This is a genomic window from Pandoraea sp. B-6 (assembly GCF_000282835.1).
In the GTDB taxonomy this organism is placed as follows: domain Bacteria; phylum Pseudomonadota; class Gammaproteobacteria; order Burkholderiales; family Burkholderiaceae; genus Pandoraea; species Pandoraea cepalis.
Genome location: NZ_KB290502.1, coordinates 1 through 22643 on the forward strand (window position 1 = coordinate 1; position 22643 = coordinate 22643).

20 protein-coding genes are annotated in these 22643 nt (G+C 63.8%); 11 read left to right on the top strand and 9 right to left on the bottom strand.

Features of this window, described 5'->3' with window-relative positions; translation table 11 throughout:
- A partial coding sequence (locus tag A985_RS24460; RefSeq protein ID WP_369751553.1) for a penicillin-binding protein 1A occupies positions 1-2431 on the bottom strand: 2431 nt, incomplete at its 3' end.
- A 94-nt stretch (positions 2432-2525) separates the two neighbouring features.
- Positions 2526-3242, bottom strand: a complete 717-nt coding sequence (locus A985_RS0106275) for a FadR/GntR family transcriptional regulator (protein WP_026131699.1) — start codon at positions 3240-3242, stop codon at positions 2526-2528.
- A 323-nt stretch (positions 3243-3565) separates the two neighbouring features.
- On the opposite strand from A985_RS0106275, the gene A985_RS0106280 reads away from it, so the two are divergent.
- From A985_RS0106280 to A985_RS0106300, 5 genes are all read left to right on the top strand, one after another.
- Positions 3566-5272 (top strand): lactate permease LctP family transporter, encoded by a 1707-nt coding sequence (locus A985_RS0106280; protein WP_017232547.1) that lies wholly within the window; start codon positions 3566-3568, stop codon positions 5270-5272.
- Positions 5273-5351: 79 nt separating this feature from the next.
- Positions 5352-6134 (top strand): (Fe-S)-binding protein, encoded by a 783-nt coding sequence (locus A985_RS0106285; RefSeq protein WP_017232548.1) that lies wholly within the window; start codon positions 5352-5354, stop codon positions 6132-6134.
- A complete protein-coding gene (locus A985_RS0106290; RefSeq protein ID WP_017232549.1) occupies positions 6131-7540 on the top strand; it encodes a lactate utilization protein B in 1410 nt (469 codons plus the stop codon). Before A985_RS0106285 ends, A985_RS0106290 begins: the two co-directional genes overlap by 4 nt.
- The gene (locus A985_RS0106295) at positions 7537-8166 is read left to right on the top strand and encodes an LUD domain-containing protein (protein WP_017232550.1); all 630 of its coding nucleotides are present in this window, start codon (positions 7537-7539) and stop codon (positions 8164-8166) included. Before A985_RS0106290 ends, A985_RS0106295 begins: the two co-directional genes overlap by 4 nt.
- 140 nt (positions 8167-8306) lie before the next feature.
- Positions 8307-9014, top strand: a complete 708-nt coding sequence (locus A985_RS0106300; RefSeq protein WP_051060084.1) for an OmpW family protein — start codon at positions 8307-8309, stop codon at positions 9012-9014.
- A gap of 176 nt (positions 9015-9190) precedes the next feature.
- Here the strand turns inward: A985_RS0106300 and A985_RS0106305 are convergent, their stop codons facing one another.
- Positions 9191-9763 (bottom strand): cytochrome b, encoded by a 573-nt coding sequence (locus A985_RS0106305; RefSeq protein ID WP_017232552.1) that lies wholly within the window; start codon positions 9761-9763, stop codon positions 9191-9193.
- A gap of 593 nt (positions 9764-10356) precedes the next feature.
- Between A985_RS0106305 and A985_RS0106310 the strand changes: the two genes are divergently transcribed.
- Together A985_RS0106310 and A985_RS0106315 are read left to right on the top strand one after the other, a co-directional pair.
- Positions 10357-11190: an aldo/keto reductase gene (locus A985_RS0106310; RefSeq protein WP_017232553.1), complete on the top strand. Its 834-nt coding sequence runs from the start codon at positions 10357-10359 to the stop codon at positions 11188-11190.
- A gap of 85 nt (positions 11191-11275) precedes the next feature.
- Positions 11276-12544: an FAD-binding oxidoreductase gene (locus tag A985_RS0106315; protein WP_026131701.1), complete on the top strand. Its 1269-nt coding sequence runs from the start codon at positions 11276-11278 to the stop codon at positions 12542-12544.
- Positions 12545-12625: 81 nt separating this feature from the next.
- On the opposite strand, the gene A985_RS0106320 is transcribed toward A985_RS0106315, so the two are convergent.
- Positions 12626-13627 carry an LLM class flavin-dependent oxidoreductase gene (locus A985_RS0106320; protein WP_017232555.1) on the bottom strand — a complete coding sequence of 334 codons (1002 nt, stop codon included), beginning with the start codon at positions 13625-13627 and terminating at the stop codon, positions 12626-12628.
- A 162-nt stretch (positions 13628-13789) separates the two neighbouring features.
- On the opposite strand from A985_RS0106320, the gene A985_RS24465 reads away from it, so the two are divergent.
- Positions 13790-14206, top strand: coding sequence for a helix-turn-helix domain-containing protein (locus A985_RS24465; protein WP_017232556.1), 417 nt, complete (start codon positions 13790-13792; stop codon positions 14204-14206).
- 2 nt (positions 14207-14208) lie between these two features.
- Here the strand turns inward: A985_RS24465 and A985_RS0106330 are convergent, their stop codons facing one another.
- From A985_RS0106330 to A985_RS0106345, 4 genes are all read right to left on the bottom strand, one after another.
- The gene (locus A985_RS0106330) at positions 14209-15192 is read right to left on the bottom strand and encodes a succinylglutamate desuccinylase/aspartoacylase family protein (protein ID WP_017232557.1); all 984 of its coding nucleotides are present in this window, start codon (positions 15190-15192) and stop codon (positions 14209-14211) included.
- 141 nt (positions 15193-15333) lie between these two features.
- Entirely contained in the window at positions 15334-16653 is a 1320-nt protein-coding gene (locus A985_RS0106335; protein ID WP_017232558.1) for an MFS transporter, read from the bottom strand.
- 174 nt (positions 16654-16827) lie between these two features.
- Positions 16828-17748, bottom strand: coding sequence for an alpha/beta fold hydrolase (locus A985_RS0106340; RefSeq protein ID WP_017232559.1), 921 nt, complete (start codon positions 17746-17748; stop codon positions 16828-16830).
- Between the two features lie 231 nt (positions 17749-17979).
- On the bottom strand, positions 17980-18507 hold the full coding sequence (locus A985_RS0106345; protein WP_157211372.1) for a MarR family winged helix-turn-helix transcriptional regulator: 528 nt from the start codon (positions 18505-18507) through the stop codon (positions 17980-17982).
- A 241-nt stretch (positions 18508-18748) separates the two neighbouring features.
- On the opposite strand from A985_RS0106345, the gene A985_RS0106350 reads away from it, so the two are divergent.
- Both A985_RS0106350 and A985_RS24470 read left to right on the top strand, forming a co-directional pair.
- Positions 18749-19897: a M20 aminoacylase family protein gene (locus tag A985_RS0106350; protein WP_232424540.1), complete on the top strand. Its 1149-nt coding sequence runs from the start codon at positions 18749-18751 to the stop codon at positions 19895-19897.
- A 40-nt stretch (positions 19898-19937) separates the two neighbouring features.
- Entirely contained in the window at positions 19938-21254 is a 1317-nt protein-coding gene (locus A985_RS24470) for an MFS transporter (protein WP_017232562.1), read from the top strand.
- A gap of 58 nt (positions 21255-21312) precedes the next feature.
- Here A985_RS24470 and A985_RS0106360 read toward each other — a convergent pair whose 3' ends face one another.
- Complete coding sequence (locus tag A985_RS0106360) at positions 21313-21630, bottom strand: DUF190 domain-containing protein (RefSeq protein ID WP_017232563.1); 318 nt, start codon at positions 21628-21630, stop codon at positions 21313-21315.
- Positions 21631-22051: 421 nt separating this feature from the next.
- On the opposite strand from A985_RS0106360, the gene A985_RS26945 reads away from it, so the two are divergent.
- On the top strand, positions 22052-22615 hold the full coding sequence (locus A985_RS26945) for a hypothetical protein (RefSeq protein WP_157211373.1): 564 nt from the start codon (positions 22052-22054) through the stop codon (positions 22613-22615).
- The last annotated feature ends 28 nt before the right edge of the window (positions 22616-22643 follow it).

A 22643-nucleotide genomic window follows, 5' to 3' on the forward strand; every position in this document is an offset into this window, starting at 1 on the left:
CCGCACCGTTCGACGACGCCGCGCCCGGGCCGTTCCACTCGCCCGGCACGCCCGGAATCGTGGTGCCATATGGCGTGCTCGCGGGCAGACCTGACTCGGGCTGCGCCAGCACGGCCGACGCGACCGGCACCGGCAGCGGCCCGCTATCGCTCGCAGTGGTGGGCGTGGCGTCCGTCGTTGCCTGGACGGGCGCCGGTGCCACCGAATGCTTCACCGGCGCCTTCGCCTTGTGCGCCGGTTCGGGCGTCTTCGTGAACAGCCCCGTCACCCAATCCGAGACGCGCGTCCACCCGTCGCTATACCAATGGTGGTTATCCGGCGCTTCGAACTTCGCATTCGCATCGATCACCTTCGAGCGCAAGGCGCGCGAGAACACGTCGCCGACGATCGGCAACGCGCTGTGCGCGCCCTGCCCCCAGTAATCGCTGCGCAGCGTCACGCGACTGTCGTTGAAGCCGACCCACGCCCCCGCCACCAACTGGGGCTGCATGAGAATGAACCAGCCATCGGCATTGTCTTGCGTCGTGCCGGTCTTGCCCGCCACATCGGCGCGAATGCCGAAACGTGTGCGAATCGCAGTGCCCGTGCCGCGATTGATGACTCCCCGCAGTGTATCGAGCAACGTGTAGTCGTCGTTCACGGAAAGCGCTCGCTCGGCGCGCGCGGGTGAGAACGTGGCGAGCACGTCACCGTCGCTGTTCGTGATCTCGGTGACCATCGTCGGCTCGCGATACTCTCCGCCATCCGCGATGGTGCCGTATGCGCTCACCATCTCCTTGAGTGAGACAGGGCTCGTGCCGAGCGCCAGCGACGGCACCGGATCGAGCTTGCTCTCGCGCACGCCCATTGCCCGCGCCAGGCCGGCCACACGCGACGGCCCCACGTCCTGCATCAGTTGTGCCGTGACGGTGTTGCGCGACTGCGCCAGCGCGTCGCGCAACGTCATGGGCTTGTTGGTCGGCGCGGTGTCGTCGCTCGGTCGCCAGATCTCGCCGCCCGCAAGCGGAATGTCGACGACCTGGTCGACGATGGTGTCATCCGGCGTTCTGCCCTTGACGAACGCGGCGCCATACACGAAGGCCTTGAATGTCGACCCCGGCTGCCGCCGCGCCTGCTGAACGTGATCGAAGGGATCGGTCATAAAGTCGCGGCTGCCGACCCACGCGCGAATTTCACCCGTGCGCGGATCGAGCGCCAGAAAACCGGCTTGCACCCGGGTCTTCGTCGCGCGCAGATTCTGCATGAACGTCTTGTCGGCGAGCAGGCGCTTCATCGCCGCGTCCGGCGCCTCTCCTCCCGCCACCGCGTTGCGATACTCCGCCGATTCGCGCACGAACGCATGCACCAGCGCCGCGCTGTCGCGCCAGCCACCGCGTGCCGACCAGTTCGCGTCGGCAATACTCTGCAGTTGATTGGCCTGATGCGTGAGCGCCTGCGTGGCCATCGTCTGCAAGCGCGAGTCGATGGTCGTATGCACGACGAGGCCGTCGGAATAAATGTTGTAATCGTGACGATCGGCCCAGCCGATCAGCCACTTGCGCAATTGCTGGGCAAAGTGCGGTGCGGGCCCGGGCTCCTCGGTCTGCCGTTCGAAGTTGATGCGCAGCGGGCGTTTCTGCAACGCGGGGAGCTTCGACGCATCGAGCCCTCCGAACTTGACCATCTGGGCGAGCACGGTATTGCGACGTTGCAGCGCACGCTCCGGGTTGATCACCGGATTGTAATAGCTGTTGCCCTTGAGCATGCCGACGAGCGTGGCGGCTTCGAGCAAATCGAGGTGGTCGGCCGACTTGTCGAAGTACGTGCGCGCGGCCATCTCGATACCGTACGCGTTGTACAGGAACGGCACCGTGTTCAGGTATGTCTCGAGAATCTCAGGCTTGGTGTAAAGCGCTTCGATTTTCAGAGCGGTGATCGCTTCCTTGAGCTTGCGCGTGAGCGTGGGCGCCCGGCCGATCTCGTCCGGATACAGATTGCGCGCGAGCTGCTGCGTGAGGGTCGACCCGCCCTGCCGGTCGCCGGAGAACGTGTGCAGCGCCGCCGATGCGGTGCGCTTCAGGTCGATGCCATGATGCTCGTAAAAGCGGTGGTCTTCCGTCGCAACCAGTGCCTTGACGACGTTCGGAGATACGTCTTTCAACGGCACCCATTCACGGTTCGCCGGCCGGAATTCGGCAAGCAGCTTGCCGTCGGCCGACAGCACCTGCGCCGGTCGGTCGATCCTGGCGCGCCGGATGTCGCGGATGCTCGGCGTGAATGGAATCAGGATCAACGTGTACGCGACAAGCAGGCACGGCAGCGCCGCGACGGCGATGAGCACGCCCCGGCGCGTGGGGTGACGCACGTGAAACCACGCACGGGCCGCATACGGCTTCAGGGGTTGCGCGAGACGCAGACCATGCCGGCCCGTCTGGGCGACGGCATGCAACAGCGACGAGAACAGCGACGAAATCGGGCGCTTCACGATGGGGGATGGCGTGGCAAAGTCCGCATCCTACCAAAACCGACGGACGAACCCGGCAAGCTCAAGGCACGATCGGCGCCGGCGAGTCCGGTTCGAGCTTGCGCCACACGAAGCCGATATGCTCGCGCATGATGCTGCGCGCCGCTTCGGGCTGGCGGGTACGGATGGCCTCCCACAGTGCAAGATGGTGCGCGAGGATAGTTTCCGACGCCTGCTCGCGCAGATCGAACAGCCCCGAGTTGTTGAGTGAGATGTGCTCGTGGAGCATCTTGGTCACGCTGCCTTGCAGGTGTCGAAGCATCGCATTGTGCGACGCGTTCGCGAGCGCCGTATGAAAATCACCGTCGAGCCGTGACTCGCGCACCGTGTCGCCGCGCTCGTGCGCGTCGACCAGTCCATCGACCAGTTCGGACAGGCGCGCAAGATCTTCATCGGTCGCCCGCACGGCCGCCAGATAGGCGGTGGTGCCCTCCAGCATCAGGCGAAACTCGAGCATGTCCGGACGCAATTCCGGATGATCGCTCACGAGTTGCCGCCACGGCGAGATCAACCCCGTCTGCAGACGATCCGAGACATAAACGCCCGACGCGGCGCGCGTCTTGAGCAGGCCGCGGGCAACGAGGCGCTGAAGCGCGGCGCGCACCGTCGAGCGTGCCACGCCCAGCGACAGCGCCAGCGCACGCTCAGACGGAATGCGCTCGCCTGGCGCCCATACGCCTTCGATCAAACGGGTCTCGAGTTCGCGTGTGATGCGCTCGGTCAAAGTGGGACCGCTCACGGTGACGTCTCCTGCAATCGGACAGATGCGTGCGTCGATGGCGACGCGGCGCCCAAGTTGCGACACACGAGCACCTCGATGCCTGGGCGTGCGTCGTCGGCGCGTGTTTTGCCTATGCCGCGATTTTGCCCTGTCGGCTCGCATTCACAGCAACTGGTACGACCAGTTTGCCCGAACGTTTCACGGGTGTCGATCATCGCGTCAGCCGGACGACACGTCCGTGCCAACCGTCGTGCCAACCGCCATTCAGACGCGGCCGCGCGCACGGCGACACCGCCTGACCAAGCCTTATAGCAATCGATCACCAAATCGAGGAGACGCAAGTGGAAGTGTGGGTACAGAACTACGTGCCGGGTGGCACGCTATGGATCGCGGCGCTCATGGCCGCGCTACCGATCATCGTATTCTTTGTCGCCCTGGCGGGACTGCGCATGAAAGCGCATGTCGCGGGCGCGCTGACCGTTGGGATCGCACTGATCATCGCCGTCGCTTACTTCGGCATGCCGGCCAGAATGGCCGCCATGTCCGCCGTGTATGGCTTCGCTTACGGTCTGTGGCCCATCGCCTGGATCATCATCACTGCGGTCTTTCTTTATCGTGTGGTCGTCAAGACCGGACAGTTCGACATCATTCGCAGCTCGGTGGTCTCGCTGACCAACGACCAGCGGCTTCAGATGCTGCTGATCGGTTTCTCGTTCGGCGCGTTTCTTGAAGGTGCGGCGGGCTTCGGCGCGCCGGTGGCCATCACCGCCGCGCTGCTCGTCGGCCTCGGCTTCGAGCCGCTGCGCGCCGCAGGCCTGTGCCTGATCGCCAACACCGCGCCCGTAGCCTTCGGTGCGATGGGCATTCCGATCATCGTGGCGGGTCAGGTGAGCGGCATCGACGCATTCCATATCGGCGCAATGGCCGGACGCCAACTGCCGCTGCTCTCCGCCTTCGTCCCGTTCTGGCTCGTATTCATCATGGACGGCAAGCGTGGCGTCAAGGAAACGTGGCCTGCTGCGCTTGTGGCGGGGGGCAGTTTCGCCGTCGCGCAGTACTTTTCGTCGAACTATATCGGACCGGAACTGCCGGACATCATCTCGTCGCTGTTCTCGCTCGTGTGCCTCGCCAGCTTCCTGAAGGTGTGGCAGCCGAAGACGTCCGCCGCGCGGGCCCATTCCGGCGTGTCGATGTCGGGCGGCAGCGCAGCCCTGGGTGGATTCGGTGGTCTTGGTGGCGGATCGGCGCACGGCGCGACAGCGTCGCCCTACTCCGCCGGCCAGGTCCTGCGTGCCTGGTCGCCGTTCCTGATCCTGACCGGCATGGTCACGATCTGGAGCCTCCCCGCCTTCAAGGCACTGTTCGCCGCAACAGGCCCGCTGGCGTGGACCGTGCCCTCGCTGCACGTGGCCGGGCTCGACCGCCTGGTGTCCAAGGCCGCGCCCATCGTCGCCAAGACAACCCCGATGGACGCCATCTTCAAGTGGGATGCCCTCTCGGCGACGGGCACGGCGATCTTCATTGCGGCACTGCTCTCGATGGCCCTGCTGCGCATGAAGCCTGTCGACGGTGTGAAAAGCTTCTTCGAAACCGTCATGGCGCTGAAGAAGCCCGTGCTGGCCATCGGTCTCGTGCTGGCGTTTGCATTCGTCATGAACTATTCGGGCATGTCGACGACGCTTGCGCTGTTGCTCGCGCACACGGGCGCGGCGTTCCCGTTCTTCTCGCCGCTGCTCGGTTGGCTGGGGGTGTTCCTGACCGGTTCCGACACGTCGTCCAACGCGTTGTTTGCGAGTCTGCAAAGCACCACCGCGCAGCAGATCGGTGTGTCGAACACGCTACTCGTGGCCGCGAACACCACCGGCGGCGTGACCGCCAAGATGATTTCCCCGCAATCGATCGCGGTGGCTTGCGCGGCCACCGGCCTGATCGGCAAGGAAGCCGATCTGTTCCGCTTCACCGTCTGGCACAGCCTGATGTTCGTCTTGCTCGCCGGTGTGATGACGCTGGTGCAGGCTTACTGGCTCACGGGGATGCTGGTGCATTGAGTCGGTCGTCGTTGTAGACACTCGCCGTGGCGCCGATTGTGTGCCGCGGCGAGTGTGTCGTCCCCTGTTGGAGAATCCCATGAAAGCGGCCTTGTTCGTCCCCTGTTTCATCGATGCCCTGTTTCCCGAAGTCGGCATCGCCACGCTGGAGTTGCTGGAGAAACTCGGCGTGAGCGTCGATTACCCGCGCCGTCAGACCTGTTGCGGACAGCCGTTGGCCAACAACGGCTGCGAAGCCGACGCCGCGGGCGCCGAGTCGCTCTTCGTCGACAACTTCGCCGGTTACGACTACATCGTGGCGCCGTCGTCGAGTTGCGTGCATCACGTGCGCAAGCACCTGAGCGCAGCGGGCGAGTCGGAGCGCACGGCCGCCGTTCGCGCCAACACCTACGAACTCACCGAGTTTCTCCACGATGTGCTCAAGGTCCGCCACTTTCCCTGGGCCGAGTTTGCGTACACCGTCGGGCTGCATAACAGTTGCAGCGCCATCCGCCACCTGCATGCGGCGTCTGCCAGCGAGATTCCCGGCGAGCCATGGTCGAAGGCACGCACGCTGCTCGACGGCGTGCGCGGCATCCGCTTCGCGGCGCCGCGTCGTCCCGACGAATGCTGTGGCTTCGGCGGCACGTTCTCCGTGTCCGAGCAGGCCGTCTCGGTCAAGATGGGGCAGGACAAGGTGCAGGACCACCTCGACGCGGGCGCGCAGTTCATCGTCTCCGCCGACATGTCTTGCCTGATGCATCAGAAAGGTTGCGCGGCACGCGCGCAGACACCGATGCGCTTCCTGCATATCGCTCAAGTCCTCAATGGCGTCGACCTCGACACCCTCGCGCCGGCGGCGCATGCGCAGGTGACGGCATGAGCCGGGCCGAGCGCGTGAATCACGCCAGACAGGCTGAGGCGTTTCTCGCGAAAACCGCGCACGTGGCATTTCACGACAAGCGCCTGTGGGATCTGCGGATGAAGCGCGACGCGCAGGCCGCCTCCATTGGCGAGTGGGAAACACTGCGCACGCTCGCGTCGCAGATCAAGGAACACACGCTCTCGCGATTGGGAGACTACCTCGACCGATTCTCGACACAAGCCGAAGCCAATGGCGTAAAGGTTCATTGGGCGCTCGACGCCGCGGCGCACAATGCCATCGTCCACGGCATTCTTGCGGCGCATGGCGTCAAGACACTCGTCAAGAGCAAGTCGATGCTCACCGACGAATGCGAATTGCGCGAGTATCTCGAACCGCGCGGCGTCGAAGTCATGGAGACCGATCTTGGCGAGCGCATTCAGCAGCTCGACAAGCAGCCGCCGTCGCATGTGGTCGTGCCTGCTGTGCACAAGCTGCGGGGCGACGTCGCAAAGCTGTTCGGCCGCACGCTCGGCACTGACCCCGACAACGACGACGTGCACTATCTGGCCGAGAGTCAGCGTCAGACCACGCGTCCGGCGTTTCTCGAAGCGGGCGCCGGCATGACCGGCTGCAACTTCGCCGTCGCGGAAACCGGCACGGTCGTGGTGTGCACCAACGAGGGCAATGCCGATCTGTCGGCCAACGTACCGCCGGTGCACATCGTGTCCATCGGCATCGAAAAGCTGATTCCGCGCACGGCCGACCTCGGTGTTTTCATCCGCTTGTTGTCGCGCAGCGCCCTCGGGTCGCCCATCACCCAATACACGTCGCACTTTCGCGCGCCGCGTCCGGGTACGGAGATGCACTTCGTCATCGTCGACAACGGCCGCTCGGCGCGTCTCGCGATGGACGACTTCTGGTACTCGCTCAAATGCATTCGCTGCGGGGCCTGTATGAATACGTGTCCGGTCTACCGACGCAGTAGTGGCCTGTCGTACGGCAGCACTTACGCAGGGCCGATCGGCGCCATTCTCAATCCCGCCTCCGACCTCAAGCGCTACAGCGCGCTGCCGTTCGCATCGACGATGAATGGCAGTTGCACCAACGTCTGCCCGGTGCGCATCAATATTCACGAGCAGTTGTACAAGTGGCGGCAGATCGTGGCAGAGGAAGGTGAATTGCCCCGCGTCAAGCGCAGCCTGATCAAGGTCGCGGGCAAGCTGCTCGCCAATCCGGTGCTGTATCGCACATCGATCAAATCGATGAACGTCGCCCTGCACCGTCTGCCGAACCTGGTGCTCTACAACCCCCTCAACACGTGGGGCAAGGGGCGCGATCTGCCCGACGCCCCTACCCAGACCTTCCGCGACTGGTACGACGCCAATCGAACATCGCGCGACGCGACAAGCAAGGAGACGCCATGAGCACGTCCCGCAACGAATTTCTCGTGCGCGTGCGCGCCGCGCAGCGCGTATCGCTGCGTGATGACGAACGGACTGTCGACGGGGCGTACGAACCGTTTCCCTTGCCCGTACTGCCGGTCTTCGAGACACCCGAGGGCGACCGGTGCGAGCGCTTTGGCCTGAATCTCGTTGCGATGGGCGGCAAACTCGCGACGCTCGACCACGCGCATGAGCTGCCCGGGTGGCTTGCCGAGCGGTTCCCCGGCGTGACGCCCGTCACCGCAACGGCGGAGGCCGCCTCGGCGGCACCGCTTGACGTCGCGCGCGCGCCGGCATCGCTGCATGACGTCGACGTCGCCATCGTGCGTGCGCGCTTCGGCGTTGCGGAGACCGGCTCCGTCTGGCTCTCCGAGCAGGAGTACGGAGTGAACGCGCTCGGCTATCTCGTGCAGCATCTCGTGGTGTTGCTCGACTCACGCGACATCGTCGATGGCCTGCAGGACATCTATCGATTGCCCGACTTTGCGTCGGCGCGTTACGCGGTCCTCGTCACCGGACCGTCCGCAACGGCCGATATCGAAGGCGTGCTGATTCAAGGCGCCCAGGGCGTGCGTTCCCTCACGGTAGTGTTGCTGCCTCGCGACTGAATGCGTCCCAACGCAGCTCGGCGCCGCGACGCTTTGTCGCACAGCGCCCCTGCGTTCTCCCGCACTTGACGCGCATCAAGTTCGCCACGGAAGGCGGCTTCTACCATCGGTCGGGCTCACTCACGACTATGGAAACCACCATGAAGCTCTCTCTTGGCGCTACGGCCATCGCCGCCGCATTCGTCAGCTGTGCCGCCGTCTTCAGCCCATTCGCGGCGGCACAGGCAACGTCACAAACGACCGACAACGCCCCGGTCGAGTCAGCCAAACGCTTCGGCTTCATCAAGGACAGCTCGCAAGGGATTTACGCCGGCGACATCCTCGCACGCGTTCGCGTCATCGGCATTTTGCCGGACTCGCATGCAAGCGGCAGCGTGTTGCCAACGCTGGGGGTGAGCGTGAACAACGCCATCGTGCCGGAGCTGGATTTCAGCTACATGATTCTCGACAACGTTGGTGTTGAACTGATTCTTGGCATGTCACGTCATCAACTGACGTCCAGCATCGGGAACCTCGGCAGCCTGAACGTATTGCCACCGACGCTGCTGCTTCAATACCACTTTAATCATGCGGGCAAGGTACGTCCGTATGTCGGTGCAGGCGTCAACTACTCGCGCTTCTGGAACAGCAACCTGCAGGCGGGCGGCACGCCGATCTCGATCACGAACCACAGCTTCGGTCCGGCACTGCAAGCGGGTGTGGACGTTCAAATGACGAAGCATCTGTTCGTCAACATCGATGTCAAGAAGGTCTGGATGAAGACGGATACCTCGCTTGGCGGCACCGATCTGGGCACGCTCCACATCGATCCGTTGATCGTTGGCGTGGGGCTGGGCGTAACGTTCTGATACCCCTGCGGGCGCGCAAGAGAAACGTTCGGGTCAAACGCCGAAACGCGCTGGCCGTTACAAACGGCCAGCGCGCTCGCCCGTGCCTTGCTGGGCAGCACCGCACCCGCACACACGCGGCGCCCGGGGAGGCGCCGCGCAATGTCCCCTCAGAGCGGGCGACGCAAAAATCCCTTTTAAAGCATGCGTCGCAACGTATCGTCGCGACGGAAGTAGTGGTGCCACAGCGCCGCCAGCGCATGGAAGCCGATCACCCAATAGAACGCGTTGCCGATCGTCTCGTGAATCTCCTTGATCGAACGCCCCGTCTGTTCGTCTTTCGCAATGAACTGCGGCAGCGCGATATCCAGGCCTGGAATCGTGAGCGGATGCCCCTGGGCATTGAGCGTCAGATAGCCCAGCACCGGCTGCGCAAACATGAACAGATAGAGCAGCAGATGTGCGGCCGACGACCCGGCTCGCGCCCACCACGCTTGGCCTGGCAGCGCCGCCGGCGCGCCCTTGATCAATCGAATGAGCAAGCGCGGCACGGCCAGCACCAACACCGCGAGCGCAGCCCATTCGTGGATCGTGAGTGATAACGCACGTGGCGCACTCCCTCTCGGCAAATAGCCTTTGATAATGACGGCGGCATAGGCGATCACAATCAGCAATGCGATCACCCAGTGAAAGAAAACCGAGGTCGGCGCGTACCGCTCACCGGGCAAGAGCGACGAACCGCGCGAGCGGAACTTGATCGTGTTATCCATCTGGGGAGTTCCTCGAGTTTGGGGTCCCCCATTATCGCGTTCGTCCCGCGACAAGAAAAGGTCGCCAATTGTCACATTTGTTACCCAACGTTCCCCCCTGACATTCGGAATCCTCCTTCCCATAGGTAGATCGACTATGCCGACAATACGTCTGAAGCGCGCCCCCACTCGATGTTCGCGCCGCGCTGCGATGAACCTCCTTGGCCGACGCACGCTCGGTCGGCCTTTAAGCCCCGCTCGCGGGGCTTTCTTTTTTGCCCGTAACGCTCGCCCCCCTTTTCTTCCGCCCCCTCCTGTCCTCGCAGGTCCGATGCACACGACGGGAGCCATCACCGAGCCGTCTCGCTGCGGAGCAACAATCGCCATGTACATCGGTGAAATCAGCTTATCGCGGCGATGCGACGATAGGGCTGTGAACTATCCGAGAGAATCGGTGCACAAACGCAAAAGCGGCAATTTCCGAACGGTGCTTCAGGCGAGTCCGAGTCAAACGATCGGACGACACCGCAAAGTGTTGCGTGAAGCCCTCACGGCACTGGTCATCGCTCGACTTGCGGGCCGATAATGGTGACCAGGATTACGGAGGACAGACCATGCGAAAAATCGCGCTGCCCCAGGGCGACACCGTGCCGGTACTCGGCCAGGGGACTTGGATGATGGGCGAGAAGCCGGAGCGGCGTCGCGAGGAGATCGCGGCGTTGCAACTGGGTGTCTCGCTGGGCATGACGCTGGTCGATACGGCCGAAATGTATGGAGAAGGGGCGACCGAGTGTCTCGTGGGCGAAGCGCTCGACGGACTGCGCGATGAAGTATTTCTCGTGAGCAAGGTCTACCCGCACAATGCCTCGCGACGTGGCGTGATCGCCGCTTGCGAGCGGAGTCTGGAACGCCTGCGCACCGATCGCCTCGACCTCTACCTGCTGCACTGGCGCGGCGACGTCCCGCTCGAAGACACGATTGCCGGCTTCGAAGCACTGCGTGAAGCGGGCAAGATCCGGCACTGGGGCGTGAGCAATTTCGATACGGACGACATGGAAGACTTGTTCGAACTGCCCGGCGGCGACCAGTGTGCGAGCGATCAGGTGCTGTACAACCTTTCGCGGCGCGGTCCCGAGTATGACCTTGTCCCGTGGCTGGCGGCGCGCGGTCTGCCGATGATGGCGTATTCGCCGATCGAACAGGGACGGCTGCCGGCAAAAGGCGCACTCGACGACATCGCCGCCGCGCGCCATGTCGCACCGCTGCAGATTGCGCTTGCCTGGGTGCTGAGCCGCCCGGGCGTCATCGCCATTCCCAAGGCGAGCACGGACGCTCACGTACGCGCCAATCGTGCTGCCCATGACATCGATCTGACGGCGGAGGAACTATTACGAATCGATCATCAGTTCGAAGCGCCGTCGCGAAAGCGTCCGTTGGAAATGATCTGAACACATTCCTGAATTTTGAAGGCGTTCAGGGGTACGTACTTAACCCGGTACACTAGGCGCTTTCGTGTTTTCGCAGGGCGGCTTCATGAATGATTCACGTCCCGTCGTCGTTATCGGGGGCGGTTTGGTCGGCGTATGTACGGCCGCGTATCTTCAACGCGCCGGACACGCGGTGGTGGTCGTCGACCGGCAATCGGCACGCCAGGCGGCGTCGCTTGGCAATGCGGGCTGCATCAATGGCTCGTCGGTCGTGCCCATCGCCATGCCCGGCGTGCTGTGGCAGGTACCCGGCTGGTTGATGCAACCGGAGGGTCCGCTGGTGCTGCGTTGGGGGTACCTTCCGCGCATGGTGCCATGGCTGATGCGCTTCGTCGCCGCCAGTCAGCCCGCACGTGTCACCGCGCAGGCGCGCGCGTTGCGCGCACTGCTCGGCCCCGCGCTCGACGCCTATCAACCGTTGCTTGACGATGCGGGCGCAAACGATCTCGTCACGCGTCGCGGCTATCTCATCGCCTATTCCAGTCAGAAGGGTATGGTGGGCGACGAAGGCGGGATGGCGCTGCGCCGCGACAACGGCGTGCACATCGAAACGCTGGATGCGAACGCATTGCGCGAGTTCGAGCCCACGCTATCGCATGACTTCGTCGGTGCCCGCTATATCGGCGAGACCGGCCACACGCCCGATCCCGGCGCGCTGTTGGCGCGCTTGACGGCGCAAGTGGTCGCGCGGGGCGGGCGAGTTGTCGATGCTGCCGCCACCGCCATCGAGACCAATGGCGCGCAGGCCGTGGCCGTGCACACCAACCGGGGCCGCGAACGCGCAAGCGCCGTAGTGATCGCGGCCGGTGCATGGTCCGCACCGCTTGTGCGCCAATTGGGCGACACCGTTGTCTTCGACACCGAGCGCGGCTATCACGTGGAAATTCCGACGCCGCACGAGATGCCCTCACGTCCCGTCATGTGGGCCGAAGGCAAGCTGTTCGCCACACCGATGAACGGCCGTCTTCGCGGTGCGGGCACGGTCGAACTGGCCGGTCTGCAAGCCTCACCGAACTGGCGGCGCGCCGATCTGCTGCTCAATCAGTTGCACAAGATGTTCCCCGGCGCAGTGAACGGGACGAAGCCGACACAGTCGGTCGACGGTGCACGCTGGCAAGGATTCCGCCCCAGCACGCCCGATTCGCTGCCGGTATTGGGCGCGGCGTCGAAGGTGCCTAACGCTTTCTATGCATTCGGCCATGGCCACGTAGGTCTGACCGCCGCCGCCTCGACGGGACGCACGATTGCAGCGCTGGTGTCCGGCGAGCGGCCCGCCATCGACCTCTCGCCCTTCTCCATCGGCCGCTTTCGCTGACGGGGCAGGATCAGGCGGAGGACAGCGGGCGTGATCGTTGCGCCCCCTCCTTCGCCAATCCTCACGACGCGCTGCGTATCGTCATGACTTGCAGACGGACGCGACGATATCGCACGAGCGCAGGCGCAGCGCGGGATCGTAGATGTCGGTGACGAGCATCAGCTCATCGGCCTGCGTACGCTCGACCAGATCGGACAGACCGGCCCCCACCCGCTCGGGGCCACCCACCACGGCCACGCCGAGGAACGCTTCCACCGAGTGCCGTTCGGCCGGATCCCAGCGCGCGTCCATATCGTTCACGGGCGGCTGCAATTTCAGGCTTTGCCCGCGCATGAGCGCCAAAATCTTCTGCTGCGCGGACGTTGCGAGAAATGCCGCTTCCTCGTCCGTGGGCGCGGCCACGACCGGCGCGCCCACCATCACGTAGGGCTTATCCAACGCTGCCGAGGGACGGAATCGCTCGCGGTAAAGCCGAAGTGCGTCGAACAGGAACCGCGGGGCGAAGTGCGACGCGAACGCATACGGTAGCCCCAAATGCGCCGCGAGTTGCGCAGAAAACAACGACGAGCCCAGCAACCACACCGGAATATCGCTGCCCGCGCCGGGCGTTGCGACGAGCCGTTGTCCGGGCTGCGCGGGCGCAAGCAGCGCGCGCAATTCGGCGACCTGCTCGGGGAAATCGTCGCCATCGGACAATCGGTCGCGACGCAGCGCGCGCATGGTGGCCTGGTCCGCACCGGGTGCGCGCCCCAAGCCCAGATCGACACGTCCCGGATACAGCGCGGCGAGCGTGCCAAAGTTCTCGGCAACGACCAACGGCGGGTGGTTCGGCAACATCACGCCGCCCGACCCCACGCGAATACGCGACGTCTTGCCTGCAACGTGACCGATCAACAGCGCCGTCGCCGAACTCGCGATGCCGTCCATGTTGTGGTGTTCGGCCAGCCAGAACCGCGTGAAGCCCAAGTGCTCAACGTGCTGCGCCAGTTCCGTGGATTGTTTCAGGGCATCGGCCACCGTGCCGCCGGCACGCACCGGCACCAGATCCAGCATTGAAAGGGCCGTCTTCGACAAACTGCTCATGGGAGTCTCCAAGTTCCTGCGCGCGCCCACTCCGCATGTCGACCCGCAGGCTTCCAGGCTCCCTCACACCGGATGACGCGCACCATCGCCACAAAGTATAGTGACGAAGGTCCCAAATCCCCAGTAGGCACCTTTCAGTTGAATAGTCACCAATTAGTAACCATGAACAAACTTGCCCCGTTCGTTTTCGAGGAAACCTGCGTGCCGCGCCGCGTGCTGGAGCTCTTCAGCGTGAAGTGGACGAGCATGGTGTTGTACGCGTTGCAGTGCGGCACCACACGCACGGGGGAACTACAGCGCCGCTTGCCGGGGATTTCCAAGAAGATGCTCACGCAGACGTTGCGCGAACTCGAACGCGACGGTCTGATTCACCGCGAGGTGTTTGCCGTCGTGCCGCCCAAGGTCGAGTATTCGCTCACGCCGCTGGGTGAATTGTTCATCGAGCCCATCGAGATGCTCTACCGCTGGGGCAATCAGCACGCCGACGTACTCGCCCAACTGAGCCTGCGCCGCGGCAAGCGGGCACAGGCTGGCGATTCCGGAGATTCCGGGGACGCTACCGACACGACGGCCCCATAGGATCAACGATCCAGCAACCGCCCCAGACGCATCATCGTGACATTCACGCCAAGGTGCCGCATCGACGGTTGCACGATGACGCAGTTGTCATAGGGCGTGACGATCACCTCGTCGCCATCGCGGGCGATCTCGGTGCCGGCCTTCTCGATCACTTCGAGCCCCGTGAACGGCTGCGAGAAGCGGAAGTCCATCGAGCGCGCCACAACCGGCTGCGTGATTTCCACGAACTTCTGGCGGGCGGGCTGCGTCTGCGTCAGGTACGGCGCCATGTCGGCTTCGGCCACGACGCCCGCATGAATCAGGAAACGCGCCGCGCAATCGAGCGCGACATCGCGGGCGCTCCCCGCGAAATGCTGACCGGTTTCGATCAGCAGTGCGTTCTTCGGGCTGGCCGGGTCGCCGAAGCCACCGTAATCGCGCATGCGCGTGCCGTTCGCGTGCCCCTTGTCGACGATCACGTGCTCGGGCGTGCCGAGTTCGGCGGCGAGGGCGATCGCCTTCTCCAGCGGACCGGTCATCATCAGCGGCGCGGACGCCTCGTGCATCGAGTGGATGTCGAGCAGCAGATCGACCGTGTCGATGAACGGACGCATCGCACGGGCACGCGCGAGCTCGCGGCTCTGACGCGCTCCGTCGAGCGTCGATGGCGTCCAGACGCGGTTCATGTCTTCGTCGAGGAAACGGGTAGCGTCGGCATTCTCCGCGCTGAATAGCGCGTACGCACCGATATTGCCGAAGCCCAGCGACAGACGGCCCGCCGTGGGACGCACACCGGCGGCAAGCAACGTATCGACCGCGATGGCGCCGCTCACTTCGTTGCCGTGCGTGAGCGCGAGAATCATCACGTGCTTGCCGGGCTTGCCGCTGTCGAACGAATGTAGGTAGTCGATGCCAGTGTTGCCTTCGCGCCAGCGGGTGATGTCGGGGAACGAGACTTCGATGGGGTATGCCGGCAGGGCGGCGCGGATCGCTTCAAGCGTGGTCATGAAAATGCTCCACAGAGGATGTCGCGAACGACGACGTCTCGGCAGGGAATGGCGAACGACGTCGTTGCGGCGGGATTCAGTTCATCGGACGATGGCGCCGGTGCGGGAAGTGCATTGCATGCCGATCGTCCGGGGCGTCGATCAAACCTTGGATACGCGGGGCGAGCCGTGCGTCATGCCGGCGATCTTGCCGGCGCGCACCCGGCGGCCGAGCGATATCACTGCGGTAACGCTGAGTACGGCGGTCGCCATCACGTAGAAGCTCGGCGCGAGCTTGTTGTGCGTGGCATCGATGAGCCAGGTCACGATGAGCGGTGCAAACCCGCCGAACAGCGTCACCGAGAAGTTATACGACAGCGCCAACCCCGTGCCGCGCGTGCTCGTCGGGAAGATGTCCGCCAGCAGGGCGGGCAGCGGCGCGAGACTCACGGCGATGAGCAGACCGACGAGCGCCTGAACCATGAGCAGCGTCTGGAACGTCGGATATTTGTTGAGCAACACGAACAAGGGGTACGTCGTGACGCCCACGAGAATGAGTGCCCAGAGCATTACGCGAATGCGACCGAAGCGATCGGAAAGGTGGCCCACGACCGGGGCGGCGATCATCAGCATCACGCCGGTGACGACCGCGCCGATGAACGATGACGTCGCCGGAATATGCAGTTGCTTGACGGCATACGTCGGCATGTAAAGCTTGTGGACATAGTTGAACGCTGTGGCCGCCGCGACAACCCCCGCGCCGAGCAACATATTGGCGCGATCACGACCGAAGACCTCGCGCAGCGGCGACGTTTCGCGCTGCTTTTGACCGAGCTTCTTGAAGTCGGCCGTCTCGTCGATATTGCGGCGAATGTAAAGACCGACCGGGCCGATGAGCAAGCCCACGGCGAAAGCGATACGCCATCCCCATGCGCTCAGTTGATCGGCGGTGAGCAGCAGGCTCAGCAGCGCAGACACCCCGGCGGCGAGCACGGTGGCGAGACCCTGCGTCGACATCTGCCAGCTCGCGAAGAAGCCACGGCGTTTCGCGTCGGCATGTTCGACCATGAAGGCCGTGGCGGCGCCGAACTCGCCGCCCGTCGAGAAGCCTTGCAACATGCGGGCGACGATGATCAGGAGCGGCGAGAAAATGCCGATCTGCGCATACGTCGGGGCGAATGCGATCATGGCGGTGCCGAGCATCATCAAGGCGATGGATACCGTGAGCGACGCCTTGCGGCCGGCACGGTCAGCGTAGCTGCCCAGAACGATCGAGCCCAGGGGACGCGTCACGAAGGAGATGCCGAAGGTGCCGACGGAGAGCAGCAACGACGTCGTCGGGTCGTGCGAGGGGAAGAACAACTGCCCGATCACGATGGCGAAGTAGCCATAGATCAGCAGATCGTAAAACTCAAGTGCATTACCGATGCTCGCGGCGCAAATTTCGCGCCACGGGTTGTGGGGTTTGGCGTTGTGGGTCATGCCCGGCTCCTCTGGATCGCTGGCGTTGGGGATAAGTGTGAGATGACCCCGGGGCGCCACGAAGGCGCGCAGGAGCCATCAGCCAGTCTCAGGAAGCGGAGTGTAGGCGGCAGAAAAAGAGGCTTCGTGCCGATTCGGCACGCACGGGTGCTGATTGAGAAGTCGGCGCGTGCATCACTGAAGAAACTGGACGATGGCCGCCACCGTCGCCTTCGGCTGCTCCTCCATCAGCCAGTGGCCAGCCCCCGGGATCACCACCCCCTGCACATTGGCGGCGGCCCCACGCGCCACGGTTTCCATCATGGTGCCGAACGATTTTTCGCCGCCGATAGCGAGCACCGGCATCGGCAACGGGCCTTTGGCGAGGAAGGCTTTGTTATCGATTGCGTCCTGGTCGAAAGCGTGGAACTGCTCGAAGCCGGAATGCATGGCACCGGGCAAGGCGTAGAACTTGGCGTAGTGCCGGCGCGATGCCTCGTCGAAGTTTTTCGGATTCGCCGAGAAATCGTTCCAGAAGCGATCCAGGTAAATGCGCTCGCGGCCTTTCACCAGCCGTTCCATGTCCGGCCCACCAAATCGGAAGTGCCACAGCAGCGGGCTCTTCAGGATTTCCTCCCACGGGCCGACGCCGGGTATCGGGGCATCCATCAACACGAGTTTGGACACGCGCTCGGGCTGCTCGGCCGCGAACGCGTAAGCGACCATGTTGCCGATGTCATGGGCGACCACGTCGACCTTGCCAATCTGGAGCGTGTCCAAAACACCGGCGATATCGCGCGCTTCGTTCTTCTTGTCATAGCCGGTCGCGGGGTGGTCGGAAAGCCCCATGCCCCGCAGATCCGGCACGACCACCGTGTGAGTGGCGGCCAGCTTCGCGGCGAGCGGCGCCCACATGTCGCCGGTCTCACCGTAGCCATGCAGCAACACCACGGCAGGCCCATGGCCGCCGACGCGAACGTAAATCTTTGCGCCGTTGGTCGTAATGGTCCGCGTCTTGAAACTCGCCGGAAATGGCACGACTGCGGAGAAGGCGGGGACGACGGGCAAGACGTACAGCGAGGCAAGCAACAACAGAAAAGAGAGCATCTTTCGCATTTCTAACCTCCGAGGGTTGAGAAAACCGATCGATGACGCCACCGTTGTCGCCATCGATCGCTACCGCGAACCACGTGCTTCGTTACCGCGTCGTACCCGTGCTGGTTGCTTCCATGAAAGAATCGGCGCTGATGCGAACACCCTCTGTACCCATGACGCGCTACGCCCCGGAACGTTCATGGGCTGTCGTGTCGCGCCGAACCGACGACCCCGCCCGCGCGTCCGCAACGTTCACCCCTGAGCCTTTCCCGCCTTCTGAAACGCGTCGACCAACTTGTCGACAATGCTGTTCAGTTGCCCGCGCTCGTCGGCACTGAGCATCGACAGCATTTCCGTCTCCATCGACTGCCCAAGCTCGTCGCTGGACACGCGCAGGCGCTTGCCGGCCGCCGTCGGCCACAGTTGAAAGTGACGCGCGTCGTCGGGATGGATCGAGCGCCGAACCAGCTTGCGTTGAATCAAGTCCGCGATCAGCTTCGAGAGCAACGTCTTCTCGACGAGCGTCTGCGCATTGAGCGCGCTCGCGGTAATCCCGGGGGCGTCGCAGATCACGCGCAGCACGCGCAATGAACGCACATCGAGCCCGAACGCGGGACGATACTCGGCGTTGGCACGGCTGATCATCTCGCTTTTGATCAGGTCCAGCTTGAACGTCAAATAATAGGCCACGCCACCGGCCGTGCCGCCTTCGGCTATGTCGTCTTTGCCACGGCCCCCCGGTCCTTCGTCATGTCCCGCCGGTGACGTTCCTGCTCGCATGTGCTGCCGCCCTGTCTGAAGTCTGCATCCCATCGAAGCGCGTTGCGCCGGCCTACCCTCGCCCGCAGCCGCTTCGCCACGGACGATGATAGCTCAGCCGGATCGATGGTCGACAACATCCGGGTAATTCATTAGTTGAAATATTCAACTAATGAATTACCCTTCGACCAGAAGCATTCGTTCGGGCAGTCCCTGGACGGTCCCCACACTCCCCCGTGAAAAAGAGGTTGGCGCAATGCAGATGGATGGCGAATTGAGCGGTCTTGGAGAACAGATGCGCACGTGGCGCAGGGACATCCACCAGCATCCGGAGTTGGGCTTTCACGAGCATCGCACGGCCGGTCTGGTGGCAAGGCTGCTCGCCGACTGGGCAATCGACATCGAGACCGGTATCGCCGGCACTGGCGTGGTCGGCACGATCCACGGCACGCGGGGCGAGGGACCGTCGATCGGTCTGCGCGCCGACATGGACGCGCTGCCGATGAGCGAAAAGGGCACGTCCGCGCACCGCTCGACGCACGACAATGTGTTCCACGGCTGTGGCCACGACGGCCACACAGCCATCCTGCTCGGCGTCGCCAGGCACTTGTCCCTGAATCGCGATTTCCGGGGCACCATCCATCTGATCTTTCAGCCGGCCGAGGAAACGCTACGCGGCGGCTCGGCCATGATCGACGACGGCCTGTTCGAGCGATTCCATTGCGACGAAATCTACGCGCTGCACAACAACAACGCTCTGCCGGCCGGCAAGGTCGGCGTGCGCAGCGGTGCCATTCTGTCGGCATGCGACCTGTTCCGCATCACCATCAAGGGCATCGGCAGTCACGCGGCGATGCCGCACAAATCGATCGATCCGTTGATCGTCGGGACCACCCTGGTGCAGTCGATACAGAGCATCGCGAGTCGCAACATCGACCCGCTCGACACCGCTGTGGTGAGTGTGTGCAAGTTCCTGTCGGGCACGGCGATCAACGTCATCCCCGACACCGCGGTGCTCGAAGGCACCGTGCGCACGCTGTCAGTCAAGGCACAGGACATCACGCTCGCACGACTGCGCACGATTTGCGAAGGCGCGGCGACGATGTATGGCTGTGAAGTCAGCTTCGAGCATCTGCAAACGTCGCCGCCGACCGTCAACACCCCCACCGAAACCGAACATGTGCGGCGCGCGGCGGAGCGCGTTCTCGGTGTGGACAACGTGATCGTCGACGTCGCCCCGCTGATGGCCTCGGAAGACTTCGCGTTCATGTTGCAGCAGCGCCCGGGCTCGTACTTCTTCCTCGGTCACGACGGACTCACCTGTCACCACCCCGAATTCGATTTCGACGACGACACCGCCCCCACCGGCGTGGCCGTGTTCCTCGAAATCGTCCGGCAACGGCTTGGCTAAGCCGGCCTCACTTCCAACAATCGATCAGAGGGGAACCGCAATGAACGAAAACCCGACACCGTCGCCGGCGATGGTGCGCAAAGTCGTCATCGCCTCGGTACTCGGCAATGCCTTCGAATGGTTCGACTTCGCGATCTACGGTCTGTTCGCCGTAATGATCGCGAAGCTTTTTTTCCCGAGCGGCAACGAGTTCGCGTCGATGCTGCTCACACTTGCGACGTTTGGCGTCGGCTTCGCGGTACGGCCGCTCGGCGGCGTACTGCTCGGCCTCTATGGCGACCGGGTCGGCCGCAAGAAAGCGCTGTCGCTGACGATCGTGCTGATGGCGGTCGGCACCGGCATGATCGGCATCTTGCCGACGCATGAGGCTATCGGCATTGCGGCGCCGATCCTGATGGTGCTTGCGCGGCTGATCCAGGGCTTCTCGGTCGGCGGCGAGTTCAGTGGCGCGACCACGATGCTGGTGGAGTTCGCCCCCGCGAATCGCCGCGGCTTTTTCGGCAGCTTCCAGATGTGCTCGCAGGCGCTGGCGTTCTCTCTCGGTGCCTTGGTGGCCTATCTACTGACAGTCAATCTCGCGCCGCACGATCTCGAGTCGTGGGGCTGGCGCCTGCCGTTCCTGCTCGGCATTCTGATCGGGCCGGTCGGCTGGCTGATCCGCTCGAACGTCGACGAATCGCCGGAATTTCTCAATTACGCGAACGATGTGAAACGCGGCAAGATTCAGCGCGTGAACACGCCGCTGCGCACCGTGTTCCGCGACTATCCGCGCGCGGTGTTCGGCACGCTCGGCATCTCGGTGGTCGGCACCGTGTCGGCCTACGTGTTCGTGTTCTTCCTGCCGATCTTCGCGAAGAAGCAACTGGGCATGTCGGCCGCCGACGTCAACCTGAGCACGTTCATCGCCACCCTGGTCATCCTCGTGTTCTGCCCGCTTGCCGGCTATTTGTCGGATCGCTACGGCCGCAAGGCGGTCCTGCTGCCGGCGATCATCGCGTATGGCGTGGCGTCGTACGTGCTGTTCAAGCACTTCGTCACCCTGCCGAGCCTGGGCTCGCTGCTGGCGGTGCAGATCGGCGTGTCGTTCTTCATGAGCTTCTTCTGGGGCCCGACGCCGATCGTGCTGACCGAGGTGTTTCCAGTCAGCGTGCGCTCGACCGGCGCCGCCGTCACCTACAACCTCGCGGTGCTGGTATTCGGCGGCCTCGCGCCGTTCCTGAATACGTGGCTCGTGCATGTGACCGGCAGCAATCTCGCGCCGATCTACTACGTCCTGACGAGCGTGGTCATCGGGCTGGCCGGTGTGTTGGTGTTGCCGTCGGCCGAGCGGCGCGCCTCAGCGGCGCTTGCGACCTGAGCCGCTTACAAAGCACGCGCGAACAGGGCGGTCGGCGGCGTCGTGCCTCCGCCCTGCGCTAACCATCGCCAAGCATGCCGAATTCAATCGGGAAGCGCGTATAGAAAACGTGGACGCGTTGCGCACGAATCACGTCGAGCAGGCGTTCGGCTTCCTCATCGGTGATGGCCAACACGACCTCGACCGGTTGTTCGGCGAGCTCAAAGAATCGGGCGGCATGACGCTTTCCGACATGATCGATACCTTCCGTGCCCACGAACAGGGTGGCCCCGCGAATCCCCAGCTGCCGCACTTCGCTCATGATCCAGTCGGCGACCGGTTGATGGCCGTGACGGTGATTCTGCTGTGTGTAGAAGGTGAGCTGACATCCACGCATGACGACCTCCCCAGGCGCGGCGTGCGCCACGTTCGCGCGCCCCTGACTGGCATACCCTCGCCCGTTGATTTAAATCTAGCACATCGCGCTTCACCGGGAACGCGACTCGTTCAATGCGCCGCCCAACCGCCGGTCCGCTGCGTCGGCAACCGCCGTCACGATCTCGGGACAAACCCCGAGCCGCGTCGTTGCCCCCCACGCAAGCGTCAGGTCCGACGGGCTTGGGCAGGCAGTTCCGCTCTGACGACGATCAACCTCAGTGCAAATTGGGGTAGCGGGACGCAAATGACTGACTACACTTCCTAAATGCGTACGACGCGAAAAGGCCACGAAAGACGGTTCGTAATACGAAGGTCGTTGTACGTGAGACAAATTGGGGCTGGCGACGTAGCGTTTCCATTCCTTCACGGGAGGCATGTCCATGACGTGCCTAGGCAAATGGATGATCGGCGCGTGTGTCGTCACGCTAAGCGGCGTGGCGATCGCAGAGGGCGCCAACTCGGGCTCATCCGAACAGATGATGCTGGCCAACGTTGGCCCCGGGCCACTCCCCATACACGTGCCGCAACCGCCTCCACCGGTCGCCGTCGCTGCCGTTCCGGCCGTTCGCGTCACCCTGTATCCGTTTGGTCGCGAGGGTCCGGAGCCGACCGGGCAGGCCGACGACAGCGCATTCCTTTACACGCGCATCGAATCGATCAACAGCGCCCTGCCGACGGCGGGCAACGGACATGTGGACTGGATCGACACCTCGACCTCGGAACCGGCCGCGCGGCCGACTCACAGCTACCTGAAGATCGGACCTTCCACGGCGCCGCAGTTGTCCCTCGTGCAGTGGGCCAACACCGACGATAAGCTGGGCTCCGACCCGAAGCGCGGATTGTCGCTCAAGACGGAGGAATGGACGTTTTCGGCAAGTGCCCGTGTGCCGCTGCTGCGCTCGCACGACTTGGGTGCGACGATTTACGTCAAACGCCGCTTCTGAGTGGGCCGCTGAGTGGGCTTCTGAGTGG

Bases quoted from the DNA above. Each gene is read 5' to 3' on its own strand.
- A985_RS0106305 (WP_017232552.1), bottom strand. From the start codon at position 9,763: ATGGATAACACGATCAAGTTCCGCTCGCGCGGTTCGTCGCTCTTGCCC.
- A985_RS0106340 (WP_017232559.1), bottom strand. From the start codon at position 17,748: ATGCGAAAGATGCTCTCTTTTCTGTTGTTGCTTGCCTCGCTGTACGTC.
- A985_RS0106285 (WP_017232548.1), top strand. From the start codon at position 5,352: ATGAAAGCGGCCTTGTTCGTCCCCTGTTTCATCGATGCCCTGTTTCCC.
- A985_RS0106360 (WP_017232563.1), bottom strand. From the start codon at position 21,630: ATGCGTGGATGTCAGCTCACCTTCTACACACAGCAGAATCACCGTCAC.
- A985_RS0106300 (WP_051060084.1), top strand. From the start codon at position 8,307: ATGAAGCTCTCTCTTGGCGCTACGGCCATCGCCGCCGCATTCGTCAGC.
- A985_RS0106330 (WP_017232557.1), bottom strand. From the start codon at position 15,192: ATGACCACGCTTGAAGCGATCCGCGCCGCCCTGCCGGCATACCCCATC.
- A985_RS0106310 (WP_017232553.1), top strand. From the start codon at position 10,357: ATGCGAAAAATCGCGCTGCCCCAGGGCGACACCGTGCCGGTACTCGGC.
- A985_RS0106335 (WP_017232558.1), bottom strand. From the start codon at position 16,653: ATGACCCACAACGCCAAACCCCACAACCCGTGGCGCGAAATTTGCGCC.
- A985_RS0106345 (WP_157211372.1), bottom strand. From the start codon at position 18,507: ATGCGAGCAGGAACGTCACCGGCGGGACATGACGAAGGACCGGGGGGC.
- A985_RS0106320 (WP_017232555.1), bottom strand. From the start codon at position 13,627: ATGAGCAGTTTGTCGAAGACGGCCCTTTCAATGCTGGATCTGGTGCCG.
- A985_RS26945 (WP_157211373.1), top strand. From the start codon at position 22,052: ATGACGTGCCTAGGCAAATGGATGATCGGCGCGTGTGTCGTCACGCTA.
- A985_RS0106350 (WP_232424540.1), top strand. From the start codon at position 18,749: ATGGATGGCGAATTGAGCGGTCTTGGAGAACAGATGCGCACGTGGCGC.
- A985_RS0106315 (WP_026131701.1), top strand. From the start codon at position 11,276: ATGAATGATTCACGTCCCGTCGTCGTTATCGGGGGCGGTTTGGTCGGC.
- A985_RS0106290 (WP_017232549.1), top strand. From the start codon at position 6,131: ATGAGCCGGGCCGAGCGCGTGAATCACGCCAGACAGGCTGAGGCGTTT.
- A985_RS24470 (WP_017232562.1), top strand. From the start codon at position 19,938: ATGAACGAAAACCCGACACCGTCGCCGGCGATGGTGCGCAAAGTCGTC.
- A985_RS24465 (WP_017232556.1), top strand. From the start codon at position 13,790: ATGAACAAACTTGCCCCGTTCGTTTTCGAGGAAACCTGCGTGCCGCGC.
- A985_RS0106295 (WP_017232550.1), top strand. From the start codon at position 7,537: ATGAGCACGTCCCGCAACGAATTTCTCGTGCGCGTGCGCGCCGCGCAG.